The sequence below is a fragment of the Pseudarthrobacter sp. efr-133-R2A-89 genome (assembly GCF_030209315.1).
Taxonomy (GTDB): domain Bacteria; phylum Actinomycetota; class Actinomycetes; order Actinomycetales; family Micrococcaceae; genus Arthrobacter.
The window spans coordinates 312,082-329,588 of sequence record NZ_JARVSE010000010.1 but is presented as its reverse complement, the minus strand read 5'-3'; the positions used below and the strand labels follow the sequence as shown (position 1 = coordinate 329,588).

Genomic DNA, 17,507 nt, shown 5'->3' with positions numbered 1-17,507 from the left:
CCCAAACCCCGCAAAGGAATCCTTACTGTGATCATTCGCCGCCCGGGCGGGGGCGGATGGGTATCCGGGCGGGAAAGTGCATGTCCGGCCGGGCGGGGCCCGCCTAAAGTGGAGGCGTGACCAATTTGGAAGTTTCACCCCAGCAGGAAATCTGTCCCCCGGCCCCGGCGGAAGGGAGATCGGGGCCCTGCCTGCAGTTGTGGCCGGAGCGCGAGGTGCCACTGGGCGGGGTGCGCGCCATGAACGTCAAACGCACGTTGCCGCAGCGCGGGTTGCCGACGATCGGAGCATGGTGCTTCCTGGACAGCTTTGGTCCGGACCGGACGGCGATGTCGGTCCTTCCCCATCCCCACATCGGGCTGCAGACCGTGACGTGGCCCCTGGCGGGGCATATCCGCCACCGGGACAGCGTGGGCAGTGACGTGGTGGTTCGGCCTGGAGAACTGAACATCATGACTGCCGGGCACGGGGTGTCGCACTCCGAGTTCGCGGTGCTTCCCGCCGACGGCGGCGGGTTGCCGCTGCAGCGGGGCCTGCAGCTTTGGGTTGCGCTTCCCGAGGCCCACCGGCACCGGGCGCCTGCCTTCGAACAGCACCGGGAGTTGCCGGTGGCCGACGGCAACGGGTTCTCCGCCACGGTAATGGTGGGTGAGTTTGGCGGCGTGGTGTCCCCCGCCACGATGTACTCGCCGATCGTGGGCGCAGACGTCGCCTGTGAAGGGGACGCGGTGCTGCCGCTGAACCCGGACTTTGAGCACGGTGTTCTGGTGCTCGACGGCGGCCTGGCGGTGGACGGGCAGGACCTGCCTGCGGGGCCGCTGGGCTACCTGGGCGCCGGGCGGAGCGCGCTGAAGGTCCAGGCACGGCCGGGGACCCGCTTCCTGCTGATCGGCGGTGAGCCTTTCGGCGAGGAACTGTTGATGTGGTGGAACTTCGTAGGCCGCACGCACGAGGAAGTGGAAGAGGCCCGCGGAGACTGGGAGGCCCAGGCAACACTTCCGGACGCCACAGCGGCCCGCGCCCGCTACGGCCTGGTGCACGGACACGGGCCGGATGCCGGGGCCGAAGCCGGGCGCATCCCGGCCCCGCCGCTTCCGGGGGTCCGGCTGACGCCCAGGAAGCGCACCGTGGACTAAGCGGGCCGGGCCACCAGCTCAAGCACTCCGAAGACAGGTTCCTGGTCCAGGACCCTGACGTCCGTGACTCCGGCGGCCGCCAGGTTCCGGCGGAAGGACTCCTGCAAGGGCAGCACGTTCATGCCCAGGCCACCGCCAAGGATCACAGGCCCGTCGAGTCCCACCTGTCGCAGCACTTGGCCGGCCAGCTCGGCAAGGTCCTTGCCGGCCTGCTCCAGCAGGGCTGTGCTGTCCCCGTGTCCTTCGGCTGCAGCCTCCACAACGTGCCTGGCCTGCTGCGCCCAGAACCGCCTCCCGGTCTCGGGTGAGTGGAACAGCGCAATGAGCTTGTTCGGGTGGTCCAGTCCGCAGCTCTTGAGCAGGGCGGAGGTGAGCGGATCAATCGGCAGTCCTTGGTTCATCCGGCGCAGGCTGTGCCGCACCGCTTCCCTGCCCAGCCAATAACCGCTGCCTTCGTCCCCGAGGAGGTAACCCCAGCCGCCGGCCCTGGCCTCGCCGCCGTCGGCATTGCGTCCCCAGGCGGCCGAGCCCGTGCCCGCAATGACCGCCACTCCTGTCCCGGCCCGTCCGGCGGCGAGCAGGAGGCGCGAGTCGTGCACCACGGTGACGGTGGCCCCCGGGACGAGGGGCTGGATCAGGCCGGCAAGGGCGGCGGCGTCCTCGTCGGTGTCGATGCCACCGGATCCGGCGTATACCCGTGCCACCGGGCCGGCTCCGATCCGGGCGAAGAGGTCCGCCAGGTTGCGGGCTGCTTCGTCCCTGGTGACATTCTGAACGTTGGAGCTTCCGGCGGACTCGTCGGCGACGGGGATTCCGTCCTCGAAGCGGACGCCGTGCGTCTTGGTGCCGCCGATGTCCAGCCCGATCGTGATGCCGTGGAGTGGATTGCCGGGCTTGTCAGCGTGCCCGGCGTTGGTGGTGGAGGTGTTCTGGGTGTTCGTCACGTCACAAGGGTACTTGCCCGCGTGGCCAGGCCGGCCACCAGGCCCGGGCCTTCGGCCACCACCAGTTCGCGGAATAATCGCGCCGGCACTGGCTCGGCGCCGGGTTTCCGGCGCCGCCAGCTGACGCCGACCTCCCGGAAGGCCAACCGGGAATCCAGCGGTACTTCCACCCAACCGAGGTCTCCTGTTCCGGGACGCCCGGTCCGGCCCGGTGCCCCTGCCGCGGGCGGCAGGATGCCGACGCCGAGGCCGGCTGAGACGAGCCCGCGGACCGTGTGCGAGTCCTGGCTTTCGAAGGCGATGCGCGGCCGGAAACCGGCGTCCCGGAACAGGGCGTCCGTCAGGGAGCGCAGACCATAGCCTGGGCCGAGCGCTACGAACGGCTCAGTCCGGATGTCATCCAGCCGGGCCGTCCGCTGCCGCGCCAGCTGGTGGGCATGGTGGACCACCAGCCGGAGCGGCTCACGGTACAGCGCCGCCGAATCAAGGGTGCGTCCGGGGGCGGCAACCGGAGCCGTCAGGGCAAGGTCGGCTTCCCCTGCTGCCAGTTCCTCAAGGCAGGAGTCCCTTGCGCCCTGGCTCAGCCGGAACCCGGTCCCGGGATGCCGGGCCCGGAAGGTGCTGATCAGCAGGGGCAGCGTCGCCTCGCCGAACGTGTGCTGGAAGGACACGGAAACCGTCCCGCGGACCACCTCGGACTCGTTGCGCACCAGATCCAATCCGGCCTGGAACTCCGCGAGCGCGTGCTCGATGAAGGGCAGGAGCGTGCGCGCGGCCGGGGTCAGGCGGACGCCTCGGCCATCCCTCACCAGGAGCTCGGTGCCGACGGCGGCACTTGCCCGGGCCAGCGCCCGGCTCACCGTTGACTGTGGGACGCCCAGAAGCTCAGCGGTTTCCGTGACGTGCTCGGTCCGGCCCAGTTCGGCCAGGACTGGAAGCAGCGGCAGGAGCTGCGCCAATTGCTTGCGGTCCGGTTCCACTGCAGGCTTCCTTCCTCGCTGGCCAGTAACGCCGGGCCTTGGAGTGGTCAGTGGGGGTGGGGCCCAGGTTCGGCAGATCCATATCTGCTATGAGTTTGCCATGAAACATGCATTGGATGCATTAGTTCGGTCGGAACTACGCTGTCAGGATGCCAAAGACTCAGCGCGCCGGCATTGCCGCTCCCCCACGCTGGACCGGCCACGCCAAGGGATCCAAGGCCTACGGGCGCATCCTTGCCGGACTGTCCTGCGCGGGCGTGGCCACCTTCGCGCAGCTCTACTCCACACAGGCCGTCCTCCCGCTGCTGGCATCCGACCTCCAGGTCAGCGCCGCCGAAGCCGCGCTCACCATCTCGCTGGCCACCGTTGGCCTGGCCGCCACCGTCATTCCCTGGTCTTTCCTGGCGGACAGGATCGGCCGGGTCAAGGCCATGATGTGGGGCATCTCCACGGCCACAGTCCTGGGACTGTTGGTGCCGCTGTCATCCGGCTTCGCGATGCTCCTGGTCCTGCGACTGCTGGAAGGAATGGCCTTGGGCGGCATCCCCGCAATTGCCATCGCCTATCTCAACGAGGAGGTCAGCAAGGCCCACGCCGCGCTCGCGGCGGGAAGCTATGTAGCCGGGACCACCTTGGGCGGCCTGTCCGGCCGGCTGGTCGCCGGCCCGGTTGGCGAGCTCTGGGGATGGCGTGCCGCGGCCCTGGCCGTTTCCCTGCTCGCGACAGCCGCCGCCGTCGCGTTCCTGGTCCTCGTTCCCAGGGCGCAGGGCTTCGTCCCCGCCCGGGTGTCCGGACTTCGCGGAGCCCTGCGGATGCTCGGCGGCCACCTGCGCAATGCCCGCCTGCTGGCCATCTATGCGCAGGCCTTCCTGATGATGGGTGGTTTCGTGGCCGTCTACAACTATCTGGGTTTCCGGTTGTCGGGCGCCCCCTTTGGACTCCCGGCCACCGTTATCAGCCTGATCTTCCTGGCGTACCTGTCCGGGACGTTCTCCTCCCGCTGGGCAGCCACCATGACCACCCGGTTCGGGCGCCGCAACGTCCTCCTGGCAGGGCTTGCCCTTGCCATGGCCGGACTCGCCCTGACCCTGGCCTCGAACCTGGTGCTGATCCTGGCCGGCCTGGTGGTGTTTACCGGGGGTTTCTTTGCGGCCCACAGCATCGGCTCGGGCTGGACGGGCGCCATAGCCAGCAACGGCCGGGCGCAGGCGGCGTCGCTGTACAACCTGGCGTACTACCTCGGCTCCAGCCTGCTTGGCTGGGCCGGCGGCCTGGTTTTCCAGGCCTGGGGCTGGAACGCCCTGGCGGGAGCCGTGATCGGCCTGGCGTGCCTGACGGCCGCAACTGTCGCCGTCGTCCATCCCGGAACGGAGCCCGCCGCAGCCTGACGGTCTTTGGACCGAACTCGAATTAACGAGGCTCAAGGCACCGCCTGGCAGCCTGAATGTTCGGTGGGGCGCGCTCCCGCACCGCGGATGACGGCGTTTCTGCGGTCTAGGATGAACAGAGGACCCTTTGGAAGGAAACGCTGTGAGCACGAATGCCAGGAACATCAGGCCCGGGGCGCACCTGGAACCCTTGGATGCCATTGATGAACGGCTCTTGGCAGCCCTGGTGGCGGATGCCCGGATCTCCAACAAGCAGCTCGCCGAGATGGTGGGAATCGCCCCGTCGACCGCCCTGATGCGCACCCGTGCCTTGTCCGAACGGGGCATTGTGCAGGGTTACGAGGCAAAGTTGAGCCTCTCGGCGATCGGCAGGTCTGTGCAGGCACTGGTGGCCGTGCGGCTCCGCGCCCACGACCGCGACCAGATCGACCGCTTCACGGCCCGCGTACCGCACCTGCCGGCCGTCCTTTCCACCTTCCACACGTCCGGCTCGGTGGACTACCTGCTGCACATCGCCGTCGGCAGTACCGAAGACCTGCGGGACTGGGTGCTGGACAACCTCGCTACCGACCCCGTCGTGGGCCATACCGAAACCACCCTGGTCTTCGAACACATCCAGGGCAACCACGGCCCGCTCCCGGAGTAGCGGCGCGCCGGGCCGTGACCGGGGTTGCCCGGCACTGCGGTCAGACGGCGGCGCGGGGTCTGACGGCCTGAACGAGCGTCGCGGCGGAGAGGACCAGCGCCGCCGCGCCGCACACCAGCACGAAGCCCTGGACCGCGGCGCCCATCCCCACCGCAGCGCTGGCCCACCCCAGGCCAAGGACCGGAACCGCGCTCCCCAAATACGTAATGACATAGACGGTGCTGATGATCTGGGCATGCCGGGCGGGCTCCACCCTGGCCGCGACGTCATTGAAGACGGTCCGGAACGCCAGACCCTGCCCCACGCCGGCGGCGACCGCAGCGGCCACCAGCAGCGCCGGGTTGTGCCAGGCACCGGCGGCTCCCAGCATCACCACCGAAACGCCAAGGACGGCAAGGCCCGCCGGCACCGTGAACCGGCCTCGAACTGTGACCAGCTGGCTCAGGGCCGAAGCCCCCAGCGGCAGGCCTGCCAGGATGCCGATCAACGGCCGGGAATCCGTGGCCAGGACCTGGGCGAAATAGCCGGGAGCCAGCGAAAGGCTGAAGCCAAAGACGGCGAAGCTGAGGAAGCCGACGCCGGATGCCAGCCAGAAGGCTCCGCGCGCCAGGCGTGACACGGAAGGGCGCCGGGGCGCCAGGGCGTGGAGCGGCCGGGTCGGCGCCGGGGCCACGATGGCCGGGCGTGCGCGGATCAGGTACAGCGGAACGAGGAGCCCGGCAAGCAGCAGGGAGTGAACGACGTACGGGGCAGTGGTGGCGCCGGGAAGCAACGACAGCAGGCCGCCGATGACCGGTCCTGCGGCGACGCCCCCCGAGGACGCCAGGAGCGTAAAGCGCGATGCCCACTCCGGCCGGGACGGAAGCAGCTCCCGCAGTGCGGCGGCACTGGCTCCGGTGGCAAGTGCCACGGCAGTTCCCTGCAGGGCCCGGCCGGCACAGAGGGCTGCCAGCGACTGCGCCTCAGCAAAGATCCAGCCGCCGGCCAGACCCGTCAGCACAGCAACCAGGAGGGCTGCCCGCCGTCCGATGTGATCGGACCAGTGGCCGGCCACCAGCAGGGTTCCCACCAGCGCCAGGACGTAGCTGGCGAACGCTGCCGTAACGTCCAGGCTCGAGAGACCAAGGCTGGACTGCAGGAGGGGATACAGCGGCGTGGCCAGGTTGGCGCCCACGAGGAGTATGAAAATGACCGCACCGGAAATGACCAGCCGGGCGGTGGTGGAGGCATTCCACCCGGCGTGGGTTGCCGTTGCCGGACGCATGCGAAGTTCACTGAAGACCGTCATCGTGCCGCCTTAGGGATCGCCGCAGCGGAGAGTCCTTGTGGGACGCCGGCGCGGATACAACTGTGATGCTTCAAGGGTGCGGCAGGGTTGCGCGATCAAACCGATATGGGGTGGATAATTGAGCATAATTATCAAATATTGGATCCCAATGTGGTGGAGAGTGACGATCGTGAACAAGTTGGACCCCACTGACCTGAAGATCCTCCTGGCCCTGATCCAGGATCCGCGGATACAGATCGGGGAACTCAGCGAGTCCTTGGGCATCGCCCGGAACACCGCCCAGTCCCGGGTGCGCCGGATGCTCCGCGCAGGCGTCCTGCGTCCGGGCGGCCGAGAGGTTGACCTTGAGGCGGTGGGCTACGACGTGGTGGCCTTCGTGACCATCGAGGTCTCCCACCGGGAACTGGACGGGGTGGTGGCAGCGCTGCGGCTTATCCCGCAGGTCCTGGAGGTTCACGAAATCTCCGGCCGCGGGGATGTCTGGTGCCGGGTGGTGGCTACGGACACGCACAATCTCCAGGCATCGCTGCGCCAGGTCCTGAGGATCAAAGGGGTCATCCGGACCGAGACGGTGCTGGCCCTGCACACCCATATCCCCTATCGGACAGAGCCCCTCATCAGCGGCCTCAGCAATGCCGCATCCGCGGCGGCTAGGATTTCCTGAATGACCATCATCGATAACGCCGTCTACGTCAACGGTGTCCGCCACGCGGAGCCCGAAAGCCTGGAGCAGACCTTCGAAACCCTTGCCCGGCACGGTGGCATGGCGTGGATCGGGCTCTACCGGCCCACGGCGGAGGAAATGGCGGCTGTGGCGTCGGAATTCGGGCTGCACGGCCTGGCGGTGGAGGATGCCGTCTCAGCCCACCAGCGGCCCAAGCTGGAGCGGTACGACGACAATCTCTTTACCGTCCTGCGGCCGGCCCGGTATGTGGACTCGGACGAAACGGTGGAATTCGGCGAGCTCCACGTTTTCACGGGCAAGAACTTCGTGGTCACGGTACGCCACGCCGAAACTGCCGGCGTAGCCAGGGTACGGCAGCGCCTCGAGGCCCGGCCCGACCTCCTCCAGCACGGGCCCGAAGCCGTCCTGTATGCCCTCCTGGACCGGGTGGTGGACGACTACGCCCCGGTGGTGGCCGGACTCGAGAACGACATCGACGAAATCGAGGACCAACTCTTCAGCGGAGATTCTTCGGTGTCCCGCCGGATTTACGAACTGGCCCGGGAAGTCATCCAGTTCCAGCGCGCCATCCACCCGCTGCCGGAAATGATGGAACAGCTGAAGCGGGGTTTCGAAAAATACGGGGTGGAGACCGATTTGCGGCACAACCTGCGGGACGTCGAGGACCACGTGGAACGGGTGATCTCCCGCGCAGACTCCTTCCGCGACATTTTGCAGAACGCGCTGACCCTGGATGGAACACTGACGGCAAACCGGCAAAACGAAGTCAGCGCCGAGCAGAACGAGCAGGTCAAGAAGATCTCGTCCTGGGCGGCCATCCTGTTCGCACCATCGTTCGTTGCCGGCATCTACGGCATGAACTTTGACAACATGCCTGAGTTGCACTGGCCCTTGGGCTACCCCATGGCGCTGGGCCTGATGGTGGCCGCTGCGGCACTCATGTACGGCATCTTCAAGAAAAAGGGCTGGATTTAACCCGAATGCCCAAGGCGCCACCCCGTTGTGGAGGGTGCTGCCTTGGGCGTTCAGTGTGTTGCGCCAGGATCAGGTCAGGCGTTGGTCCTGCGCTTGAGCCAACCCCAGACACCTGTTGCGACGAACAGGACCAGGCCGATGATGGCGAGCCAGAGCAGGCCCTTCACGACGAAGCCGACGATGGACAGAATGAGCCAAATGACAAGCAGTCCGATGATTATTCCCATGGGCCCACTCTAGGCCCGCCTTGCAGTAACGGCGGGGGCATTCGACTGCGTTTCGCCCATCAACTTTGCGCTGGGGTGGGGGTTCTGGTGGAGCTAAGGAGATTCGAACTCCTGACCTCTTCGATGCGAACGAAGCGCTCTACCAACTGAGCTATAGCCCCCGGAGTGGCCGCAGCCTGCGTGGTACTCCAGGCCGGTGCGGAACCGGTGTCCCTAGGCTACAAATAATCCGTGTCCAACACCAAATTGGGGCGCCCGGCGGGGCCGAGCCGGTAGGAATGCTTGCCGGCCGCCTACGCGCGGCGGCGCTGGAGGACGTCGTCGAGGTTGCTCAAGGCACTCTGCGCCTTGGTCAACTGAGGTGAACCCGCTGGCTGGGACGCGACTTCCGGGGCGTCGCCACCGGCAGCCCCCTGCTTCAGCGACGGTTTGCCAACCGCCTTCGGAGCCTCCGGCAGTTCAAGCGGCAGGGGCTCGGGCCGCTCAGCCTTTGCTGCCTCAACGTAGGTTGGCCTGGGAACTTCGACCGGCTCCCACGGAGTTCCCGCGGGAGCGCCTGCCGACGCAGCGGCAGCACTGGTGTCACCGGCGGCAACGGCGACGGCGAGGGCCGCCTCACGCAGTTCCACAGCAGTGAGCGGTTTGGCCTTGGCCTCACCCGCTTCGGCATCAAACAACGGGCTCTCCGGCCGGGCCGGAGCTGCGTCGGGTTTGGGCACGGTGACGGGTTCCGGCTCCTGGCGCCGGGAAGGCGCACTCATGGCGGCACGGAAGGCCGCGTTGACCTTCGCTTTGCGGTCCCGGATAGCCAGCCAGCGGAGCAGGGCCACCGCGCCGAAAGCCAGCGCAAAGGCGGTGAGGGGAAGGGCCGCCGATCCCACACCGAAGGGAAGGAGGACGCCTGAAATGAACGCTGTCACCAAGCACAGCAGACCCGCCAACGCCAATGCCGTCCGGCCATACCGGATGCGGAACCGGGGCGCGGGCGGGGTGCTGGCAGCGCCGGCAGCGGCTGCGGCACTCTTCCTGGGTTCCATGGCTTTCTCCTGCTGGGCGACGACGTTCAACACTTTGCCGGCGGGCTGGTCCGGCTTTTCATCGGCGGGGACGTCTGCCAGGAAGTCGCCGGCGGCCTGGACCTGGCGCCTTCGGTTCCGGAGGACGTACGGGGCGACCCAAAGGATCCAGAGCGCGACGGCAACCACGAGGATCACTGAGCTGCTAAGGGGGAAGTCCACACTCAAAACCGTATGAGCATCATGCCTGCTCAGGCCGCATTAGCCCCGGTGTGTCGTACCCCTGTCCACAAACCGATGGATTTATGACGGCCGGGACGCCAGCCACGGCGCCAGCAGGCCCGCCGGGACTTCTTCGGAGGTCAAGGCAAACGAACGGTGATCCGCCCACCGGCCATTAATGTGCAGGAAACGGGGCCGGTACCCCTCATCCCGAAATCCCAGCTTCTCCACCACCCTCAGGCTGGGCCCGTTCTCCGGCCGGATGTTGATTTCCATCCGGTGCAGGCCCAGGGTCCGGAAGCAGTGGTCAGTCACCAGGGCCACGGAGGTGGGCGCGATCCCCCGGCCGGCCCGGGCTTGATCCACCCAATACCCCAGAGTGGCCATCATGGCCGAACCCCACACAATCGAGGACACGGTCAGCTGGCCGACGATGGCCGGATTCCGGAGTCCCGGGGTCCGCTCGGTGATGACGAATGGAAGCGCCGTGGCCTGGGCTGCCTGCGCGTTCAATGAGCGCACCATGTGCCGGTAGTCGGGCAGCCCGCCTCCGGGTTCAGGGTTGGAGGCTTCCCAGGGCGCCAGCCACTCGCTGTTCCTGGACCGCACCTCGGTCCATTCCCTTTTGTCGCGGTAGCGGATGGGCCGCAGGACCAGGTCACCGCATTCGAGGGTGACCGGCCAGATGGGACCGGTACGCACGGCGTCAGCTGGAAAGGCCGGCGGTGAAACCGGGCAGCCACTCCCGCAGGCCGGGGCCCAGGTCATCGCTGTCGACGGCCAGCTGGACGCAGGCCTTCAGGTAGCTGAGCTTGTCCCCGGTGTCATAGCGGCGGCCGCGGAACACCACGCCGAAGACCCCGTAGCCCTTGCCGTCTCCGGACGCGAGTTCCTGCAAGGCATCGGTCAGCTGGATCTCGCCGCCGCGGCCGGGTGCGGTGTGCTCAAGGACATCAAAGACAGCGGGGTGCAGGACGTAGCGGCCGATCAGCGCCAGGTTGGACGGTGCTTCCTCGGGTGAGGGCTTCTCCACGAGCCGGTTGACACGGACGTACCCTTCGCCGTCCAGCTCCTGGACGTCGGCGCAGCCGTAGGCACTGATCTGTGCGGGCTCCACCTCGATGAGGGCGACGACGGAGCCACCGGTCTTCGCCTGCACGTCGATCATTGTGCTCAGCAGTTCGTCGCGTGCATCGATGAGGTCATCACCCAGCAGGACAGCGAAGGCTTCGTCGCCGACGTGTTGTTTGGCGCGGAGTACGGCGTGGCCCAGGCCGTGCGGGTCGCCTTGCCGGACGTAGTGGATGTCGCCCAACTGGCTGGCTGCCTGGATGGAGGCGAGCTTCTCGGTGTCGCCCTTGTCGGCGAGGGTCGATTCGAGGGAGGGCACGCGGTCGAAGTGGTCTTCCAGGGCACGTTTGTTCCGGCCCGTAATCATCAGGATGTCGTTCAGGCCCACATGGACGGCTTCCTCCACCACATACTGGATGGCAGGTTTGTCCACGACGGGGAGCATTTCCTTCGGCATTGCCTTGGTGGCCGGCAAGAACCTGGTGCCCAGGCCCGCTGCTGGGATGACGGCTTTGCGGACTCTGGGGTTACTGGTAGTCACCGGACTAATCTAGCGTCAGCGTCAAGCATTTCAGTAACCACCGGCACGGCAGGCCGTCATCCGCCTGTGATGCCGTGGAACGCCAGGCACCGAGGAAGGACACCATGCAGGAGACGACGAATCCCGCCAAGGACGAGATCCGGGCGGCCCACCGGCGCCGGCGGGCCGCCCGGACGGAGGCGGAGCTGGACGCCGCCGGGTCGGACCTGGCGCGCCACGGGGAAGCCTGGGCAGCATCCGTCACCGCGGGGCGCCCGGGAACCGTATGCGTCTACCTGGGTGTCGGGAAGGAACCGCCCACCATGCCGCTGGTCCATGCGCTGCGCGGCAGCGGCCACGAGGTCCTGCTTCCGGTATGCGAGCCGGGCCGGGAGTTGAGCTGGGTGTTCTGGACCCCGGATACCAGCTTCGAACGCAGCTTGCACGCGCCCATCCTGGAACCCGCCGGGCCCCGGCACGGGCCCGAGGTCGCCGGGACCGCAGCGGCGCTCATCATTCCCGCCACCGCCGTGGACCTGTCAGGCAACAGGATCGGCCAGGGGGGCGGATACTACGACACCTTCCTTGGGCATCTGGCCACCGCCGGGAAGGAAATACCGTTGGCCGCTGTTATCTACGACGATGAATTGCTTCCCGCGGGGCGGATTCCTGCCGAGGAATTCGACCGCCCGGTCCCGGGTGTCCTGATGCCGTCCGGGTACCGGGGCCTGCCGGGTGGCCGCTGAACCCGGTCCCCTCCGGGCGCAGTGATAGAATTAGCACTCAGGCCCTGCGACTGCTAACGGATTACCGGGTGGCAGCACGGGACCTCTCGTTTGCCCAAGAGGAGGAGCACCAGTGCCAACATATGCTTACGCCTGCAAGGATTGCGGCCACGCCTTCGACATCGTCCAGTCGTTCTCGGACAGCAGCCTGACATCCTGCCCCGAATGCGAGGGCACGTTGCGCAAGAAGTTCAACAGCGTGGGTGTGGTTTTCAAGGGCTCAGGTTTCTACCGTACCGACTCACGCGATTCCAAGGGCAGCTCGGTCTCCCCCGCCCCGGCAGCGGCGCCGGCGGCGCCTGCCGCAGCGCCCGCCCCGGCAGCGGCGGCCAACTAGCCCCACGCACTGATGACGACGACGGCCGGCGCCTCCTGGCGCCGGCCGCCTTTGTCCACATAGCCGCCACCAGCACTGTCGTGCCGCTTCGGCCGCCAATAGCGTGGGCGCATGCCTGCATATCCACGCCGTGGCCGCAACAGCCTCCGGATTCCCACCCCGTCCCGTACTGCCAGCCGCCCCGCCAAGGCCAACCACCCCATCCCGGCGCAGGTTGCCTCCTGGCTGGGCCGCAACCGCCGCCTGGCCGCCGCCCTTCTCCTGTGTGCAGCGGCGGCCACCGCCGTCAATCAACTGACGCCGGCTCCGCTCCCGACCGTAACAGCACTCGCTGCTGCGCGGGATCTTCCGGCAGGTACCGCTGTGACGGCGGCAGATTTGGCCAGCGTTCATGTGCCGCCCGGAATGGTCGCGGAGGGCTTCCTCCAAGACACCGCCGCAGCCGCCGGGAAACAGCTCGCTGGACCGTTGCGAAAAGGCCAGCTCGTTACTGACGCCCAGCTCCTGGGCCCGGGCCTCCTCATTGGGACGCCTCCGGGCTCGGCCGCGGTTCCGCTCCGCATGGCGGACCCGTCTTCCATTCAGCTGGTGTCCCCGGGCCAGTTGGTCAATGTGGTGCTCACATCTGCCAACGGGTTTGACCAGCAAGGCCCATCAGAGGTGCTGGCGTCTGCGGTTCCCGTGCTCTGGACTTCAAACAAGGGCGGCCAGAGCGGCCAATGGCTGGGTACAACGGAGACCGACGGGTTGATAGTGGTGGGAGCAAACGCGGAACAGTCATCCCGGCTGGCTGGAGCGTCAACGCAGGGCAGGCTCTTCTTCGTCCTGGTGGGTCCGCCGTGACACCCCGGATACGATTCCTGGACAACCTCCGGGTTGCCCGGGCCTGGAGGCCTTGCTGCGGGTCAGCCCCAGTGCGGCGGTTTCTGTTCCTTCAGCCAGGCGTCGTGGTCGTCCTCACGGTCGCCCCAGCTGCGGGCGTCGTCTTCCGCGGCCTTGCTGGGCAGCACAGCGTCGGTACCTGCGGTGGCCCGCCCTGGCGCCGGAGCGGACTGGGGCGCACCTGCCGGAGTTCCGCCGTCAGTTACCGCTTCCGTCTTCTCGTTCTCGCTCATATCTTCTCCGGCCCGATTTTCCGCGGGCCCATTGTTGTCGGAAACGTTGTCGTTGGAGGCGCTGAGGCCGGAAACATTGACGTCGGAGACGCTGTCTTCCGCGGCCATGCCGTTGGCCTCCGTGGTGTCCAGGCCACCGGCGCGCCGGCCCTGGCTGGGGCGGATGCCCACGTCGGGGTCTTCGGAGTCATTCCGGTTCCCGCCACTGGCGTTCCGCGGCAGATAGGCAACACCGGTGGCCGGCGCCGCATCGATCCCATTGAGCGCCTGGTCCACGTCGTCGTCAAGGAATCCGGCCGAGGGCGCAGTCCTGCCCGGCAGCACCAGGTTTTCCAGGCCGAGGTACCCGGCAATGCGGTCGGCACAGGACGACGGGTCGGTAAAGACCTCGATGGTCCACAACGGCATATAACGCCATCCCAGGCGTTCCAGCAGCTGCGGGCGGAGCCTGCTGCGTTCCCGAACGCTCATGGTGCGGTACTGCCTGGTGCCGTCGGACTCGATCGCCACCGGTCGTGGCAGGTCGGCGTCGTCCTTGCCCATGGTGTTCAGCGGGTCAGCCGCGGCCACAACGTCGATGGCGCCGTCGTACTGGTGCCAAACCCGGGCGCCGCGGGCGCGCAACCGGTCACCCAAGTCGGCGACCAGCGGGTCCGCGCCGAGTGCCTGTTCGCTGGCGGCTGCCCGGGAGGCGGGAGTTCCGAGGTCGGTGTTACCCGAAATTTCGCGGTTCAGCAGTGTGTACAGGTCCACCGCGCCGTGCGTGAGCCTGGTATGGTCCAGGTCCTCGGGCCGGAAGCAGGTGAGCACATGCATGGACCGGCGCGCCCGCGTCATGGCCAGGGCGAACTTCTCCCTGCCACCTTCCGCGGACAATGGTCCGAAATTGTGCAGCGCCCGGCCGTGCGGGGTGCGCCCAAAACCTGGGGAGAAAATAACGTGGTCGCGGACCAGTCCCTGGGCCCTCTCCAGGTCCACCACCCTGAAGGACTCAGGACCGGCACCGAAGAAGCCGGCCATCCCGGGCTGGTTGGACAGCTGAAGGCGGATGGACTCACCAATCCTGGCGGCGTGCCGCAGGCTCGCGGTGACCACGGCGAGCGAAGTACGCGGACGCAGGCGGGCGTGCTCGAACACGAGCTCGACCACCCGGTTGACCTCAGCCACCACCGACTCCACGCCCTCGTGGTCGGCGCTGGGCAGGCCGGTGCCGTCAGGCAGGTACTCCACCAGCAGCGCCCGGTCCAGGCCCGTCGCCGACTGGCCTTCGGGCAGCCGGCGCAGCCCGCCGTCGTAAAAGTTCTTACTCAGCTGCAGGACGAGGTCCTCGTCCACAGCCCGGTACACGACGTTCAGCCGCCAGACCGGAAGCACCGCAGAGAGAGCCGTGAAGGCGCTCTCCACCCTGTGGTGGGCGGACTCACCGGCGGCGAGGCGTTCCACGCCCACGGTAAAGGTCCGGGGCGAAGCGATGCGCGGGTCGCCGAACGCAATCACCTGGCGCGCACGGGCGATCGACGGCAGGACGGCCTGCAGCGACGTGGCCTCGGCATCCAGGATCACGACGGCGTCGAAGTGTTGCTCCGCCGGGAGCAGACCGGTCATCAGGTATGGGCTGACAGACCACACCGGAACCAGGGTGCCGATCAGGTCGGGGGCCTGCGCGGTCAGGGACGGCAGTGATACCCGGCCGTCCTTGAGCAGGCTGCGCAGCAGGCCCGCCTGGCGCGGCTGTTCGGCGATCGCTCCGCGCCAGCGTTCCGCCAAGTCCCAGCGAAGGCGTGCGGCGCCGCTGGCGATGTGGGCGTTGTCCGCCAACCGGTACTCGGCCTCAAGCTGGCGCAGCGCGTCGCCGTCGGACATGGCCAGGTAGTCATCGCCGCTGATCATGGCCTCAAGGGCGGACTGCCACCAAGCCAGTTCCAGCTCGGCTGCAACGGACCGTTCCGGGACTTCCCGCTCCGCAAGGTCTGCCAAGAGTTCGCCCAGGCCGTGCTCGCGCATGTTTTCGATCAGGAGGGTGCGTTCGGGGAGCGTCTTGAGGGTGTCGGTGTCCGCCACGAGGCGTTCCAGCCGCTCCATCAGCTGGCCATAGGGCGCAGCGGCGAGGGATCCGCCGGCTTCCGTGTGCCGGAGCGCCTGGCCCAACTGTTCCAGCTCCCCGTCCAGCGACCGGTACATGGCGATCATTTCGGCCAGGCCGGACGGCACCGCTGGGTGGCGTTGGGTGGTGGCGTAACCGGCCCAAAGGGCGCGCTGCTCCTGGACCAGGACCAGGGATGTGTGCAGATCGGCGATGTGCACGCCCGGGCGCACGTATTCCTTGGCCACCCGGCGAAGCCTGGAACGCTGCATGGACGTCATCTCGATGCCGCGCTCACGGCGCCACGCTGACGGGGCCGTGGCGGAAATCAGGTCCGTCACGGGCCGATCGAAGATGTCCGGCGTGAATTTGTCCAGGCTGCCGCGGACGGCAACCAGCAGCTCGAGCTGCTCGCCCCATTCCGCAAAGGACTCCCCCAGCCGGATTTCAGCGTGCTCGGCGACGGCGTCCATGCGGTCGCGTAGCACCGGGAGGCTCTTGGCCACGGAGCGGACCAGATCCTGCGCTTCCTCGGTTTCCTTCCGGGTCAGCAACCGCGCGCCGTGCCAGGGGCTGGTGGTTGCGGCCTTGCTGAAGCTGCCCAGTTCGGCAGCACGGCGAAGCCTTCCGGCCAGCTCCTCGCGGTCGCGGATGCTGTCCAGGACACTGCGCTTCAACCGGACGGTGGTGGCCGGCGCCGGATGGATCGAGGTGAGCTCCGCGAGGGACTGCATGGCCTGGTAGGGCGAGCAGCCCCACCGGTCCCGGACGTTGTGCAGCGACGCCACGTGGTCCATGAGCGCGTGCCGGTGCTCAGTCAGGGTGGTGTGCAGATTGCCCAACTGCGGTTCCAAGGACTTTTCGTTGCGGACGATCGCCCGCACCAGCTGGCCCTTCAGCTGCTGCGCCGTGACGTTCCCGGAAAGCTGGAACAGGATGGATTCCAGTCCCAGGGATTCGAGCTGGCCGGAGACTTCATTCAGGCTGGCCCGGCGGTCACCAACCACCAGCACCGTCTTCCCGGCGTCCACCAGGGCACCGATGGTGTTGATCGCGGTCTGCGTCTGGCCGGTACCCGGCGGGGCGCTGACAACGAGGGAGTCCCCGGCTCGGGCCGCATCAATCACATACTGCTGGTCCGTGTCCGCGTCCAGCAGCAACAGCTCGTCCTTGGGATGCCTGTTGTCCAGGTGCGGGAAACGCGAGGGGTCCGGGTCTTCGACGTCCACAACTTCGCCCCCGGCGGCGGTCGCCAGAGCCGACACAATGGGGTGGGAGTCGTTGATCCAGGGGTCGTCCAGGTTGCCGGAGAGATCGGCGAAGGTCGAAACGAGCAGGTTGTGCTGGGTTTCCGCGCCATGGATGGGCCGGATCAGCGTGGCCAACCGGTCCAGGACGGGCTGCGGGTCGAATCGGGCGGTGCTGTAGGCGAGGCGGGTCACGGCGTTGACGTCGAAGACGATCCCGTGGATGTTCTTCAGGTGGCGTACCAGTGCAGGGTTGATGTGCGCCTGCTCGGTGAGCTGCAGCTCGAAGTCGTCCTCGCCCGGGCGGACGGTGAGGGAGATGGCGGTCAGCATGACGGGGGCGGACACGCGCTGGGGTTTGCCCCCGACGGCGGACGTCCACACCACAGTGCCGGCGGACAGGTACCCGGCGTCGATGCCGCGGTCGTTGGAGAGCTCAAAGATCTTTGACCTGATGTTGCGCGATGCCCTGGCGGCCACGACGTATTGCTGGCGGTCCCGGATCAGCGTGGACAGGCGTGTGCGGCGCCCTGCCATGAGCTGGGCAAGGCCCGAGGGATGCGCCGAGGTGAGGTCGATGGAGCCTTCGGGAGTCTTGGTGAAGCGCAGCATCGTGTCCGCGCCAGTGAAGGGTTTAAGCCCGGACAGCCATTTGCGAAGCTCTTCCGAGCCTTCCGGGTGGCCTTGACCAACTGACACTTCTGCCTTCTTTTCTGCGTTTGCACGTGACGCCCTGGACCATACCGGCATAGATTCGAGAGTAGCCGCTCCGGTGCCGGACTTTGGCGACCGCAACACTGGAGCACAGGAAATTGCGGGGATTCTCCCGGGAAAAACAGAGG

At 67.5% G+C, this 17,507-nt stretch carries 16 protein-coding genes and 1 tRNA gene; 8 read left to right on the top strand and 9 right to left on the bottom strand.

From position 1 onward, the window contains the following. Positions 1-116: 116 nt before the first annotated feature. Positions 117-1,136, top strand: a complete 1,020-nt coding sequence (locus QRM95_RS17310; protein WP_285248710.1) for a pirin family protein — start codon at positions 117-119, stop codon at positions 1,134-1,136. On the opposite strand, the gene QRM95_RS17305 is transcribed toward QRM95_RS17310, so the two are convergent. Continuing rightward, positions 1,133-2,080, bottom strand: a complete 948-nt coding sequence (locus QRM95_RS17305; RefSeq protein ID WP_285248709.1) for an N-acetylglucosamine kinase — start codon at positions 2,078-2,080, stop codon at positions 1,133-1,135. The two genes, QRM95_RS17310 and QRM95_RS17305, sit on opposite strands and share 4 nt — an antisense overlap. Further along, positions 2,077-3,060: a LysR family transcriptional regulator gene (locus tag QRM95_RS17300; protein ID WP_285248708.1), complete on the bottom strand. Its 984-nt coding sequence runs from the start codon at positions 3,058-3,060 to the stop codon at positions 2,077-2,079. The genes QRM95_RS17305 and QRM95_RS17300 overlap by 4 nt, the downstream gene beginning before the upstream one ends. Positions 3,061-3,209: 149 nt before the next feature. Between QRM95_RS17300 and QRM95_RS17295 the strand changes: the two genes are divergently transcribed. Both QRM95_RS17295 and QRM95_RS17290 read left to right on the top strand, forming a co-directional pair. Further along, positions 3,210-4,448, top strand: coding sequence for an MFS transporter (locus QRM95_RS17295; RefSeq protein ID WP_285248707.1), 1,239 nt, complete (start codon positions 3,210-3,212; stop codon positions 4,446-4,448). Positions 4,449-4,590: 142 nt separating this feature from the next. Beyond that, entirely contained in the window at positions 4,591-5,094 is a 504-nt protein-coding gene (locus tag QRM95_RS17290; RefSeq protein ID WP_018760349.1) for an Lrp/AsnC family transcriptional regulator, read from the top strand. A gap of 40 nt (positions 5,095-5,134) precedes the next feature. Here the strand turns inward: QRM95_RS17290 and QRM95_RS17285 are convergent, their stop codons facing one another. Continuing rightward, a complete protein-coding gene (locus QRM95_RS17285; protein ID WP_285248706.1) occupies positions 5,135-6,382 on the bottom strand; it encodes an MFS transporter in 1,248 nt (415 codons plus the stop codon). A 169-nt stretch (positions 6,383-6,551) separates the two neighbouring features. Here QRM95_RS17285 and QRM95_RS17280 point away from each other — a divergent pair, with 169 nt between their 5' ends. After that, on the top strand, positions 6,552-7,046 hold the full coding sequence (locus tag QRM95_RS17280) for an Lrp/AsnC family transcriptional regulator (RefSeq protein ID WP_285248705.1): 495 nt from the start codon (positions 6,552-6,554) through the stop codon (positions 7,044-7,046). Next, positions 7,047-8,042, top strand: a complete 996-nt coding sequence (gene corA, locus QRM95_RS17275) for a magnesium/cobalt transporter CorA (RefSeq protein WP_285248704.1) — start codon at positions 7,047-7,049, stop codon at positions 8,040-8,042. 74 nt (positions 8,043-8,116) lie between these two features. On the opposite strand, the gene QRM95_RS17270 is transcribed toward corA, so the two are convergent. From QRM95_RS17270 to galU, 5 genes are all read right to left on the bottom strand, one after another. Continuing rightward, positions 8,117-8,269, bottom strand: a complete 153-nt coding sequence (locus QRM95_RS17270; RefSeq protein WP_018760353.1) for a hypothetical protein — start codon at positions 8,267-8,269, stop codon at positions 8,117-8,119. 85 nt (positions 8,270-8,354) lie between these two features. Beyond that, a tRNA-Ala gene (locus tag QRM95_RS17265) sits at positions 8,355-8,430 on the bottom strand. A gap of 132 nt (positions 8,431-8,562) precedes the next feature. Further along, positions 8,563-9,483 (bottom strand): hypothetical protein, encoded by a 921-nt coding sequence (locus QRM95_RS17260; protein WP_285248877.1) that lies wholly within the window; start codon positions 9,481-9,483, stop codon positions 8,563-8,565. Between the two features lie 105 nt (positions 9,484-9,588). Then, on the bottom strand, positions 9,589-10,209 hold the full coding sequence (locus tag QRM95_RS17255) for a GNAT family N-acetyltransferase (RefSeq protein WP_285248703.1): 621 nt from the start codon (positions 10,207-10,209) through the stop codon (positions 9,589-9,591). A 4-nt stretch (positions 10,210-10,213) separates the two neighbouring features. Then, complete coding sequence (galU, locus tag QRM95_RS17250) at positions 10,214-11,119, bottom strand: UTP--glucose-1-phosphate uridylyltransferase GalU (RefSeq protein WP_285248702.1); 906 nt, start codon at positions 11,117-11,119, stop codon at positions 10,214-10,216. 104 nt (positions 11,120-11,223) lie between these two features. Between galU and QRM95_RS17245 the strand changes: the two genes are divergently transcribed. The 3 genes from QRM95_RS17245 to QRM95_RS17235 all read left to right on the top strand — a co-directional run bounded on the left by QRM95_RS17245 (position 11,224) and on the right by QRM95_RS17235 (position 13,063). Further along, complete coding sequence (locus QRM95_RS17245) at positions 11,224-11,844, top strand: 5-formyltetrahydrofolate cyclo-ligase (protein ID WP_285248701.1); 621 nt, start codon at positions 11,224-11,226, stop codon at positions 11,842-11,844. Positions 11,845-11,956: 112 nt separating this feature from the next. Beyond that, positions 11,957-12,220 (top strand): FmdB family zinc ribbon protein, encoded by a 264-nt coding sequence (locus QRM95_RS17240; RefSeq protein ID WP_285248700.1) that lies wholly within the window; start codon positions 11,957-11,959, stop codon positions 12,218-12,220. Positions 12,221-12,331: 111 nt separating this feature from the next. Continuing rightward, on the top strand, positions 12,332-13,063 hold the full coding sequence (locus QRM95_RS17235) for an RcpC/CpaB family pilus assembly protein (RefSeq protein ID WP_285248699.1): 732 nt from the start codon (positions 12,332-12,334) through the stop codon (positions 13,061-13,063). Between the two features lie 62 nt (positions 13,064-13,125). On the opposite strand, the gene QRM95_RS17230 is transcribed toward QRM95_RS17235, so the two are convergent. Then, positions 13,126-17,415, bottom strand: a complete 4,290-nt coding sequence (locus QRM95_RS17230; protein WP_285248698.1) for an AAA family ATPase — start codon at positions 17,413-17,415, stop codon at positions 13,126-13,128. Positions 17,416-17,507: the final 92 nt, after the last annotated feature.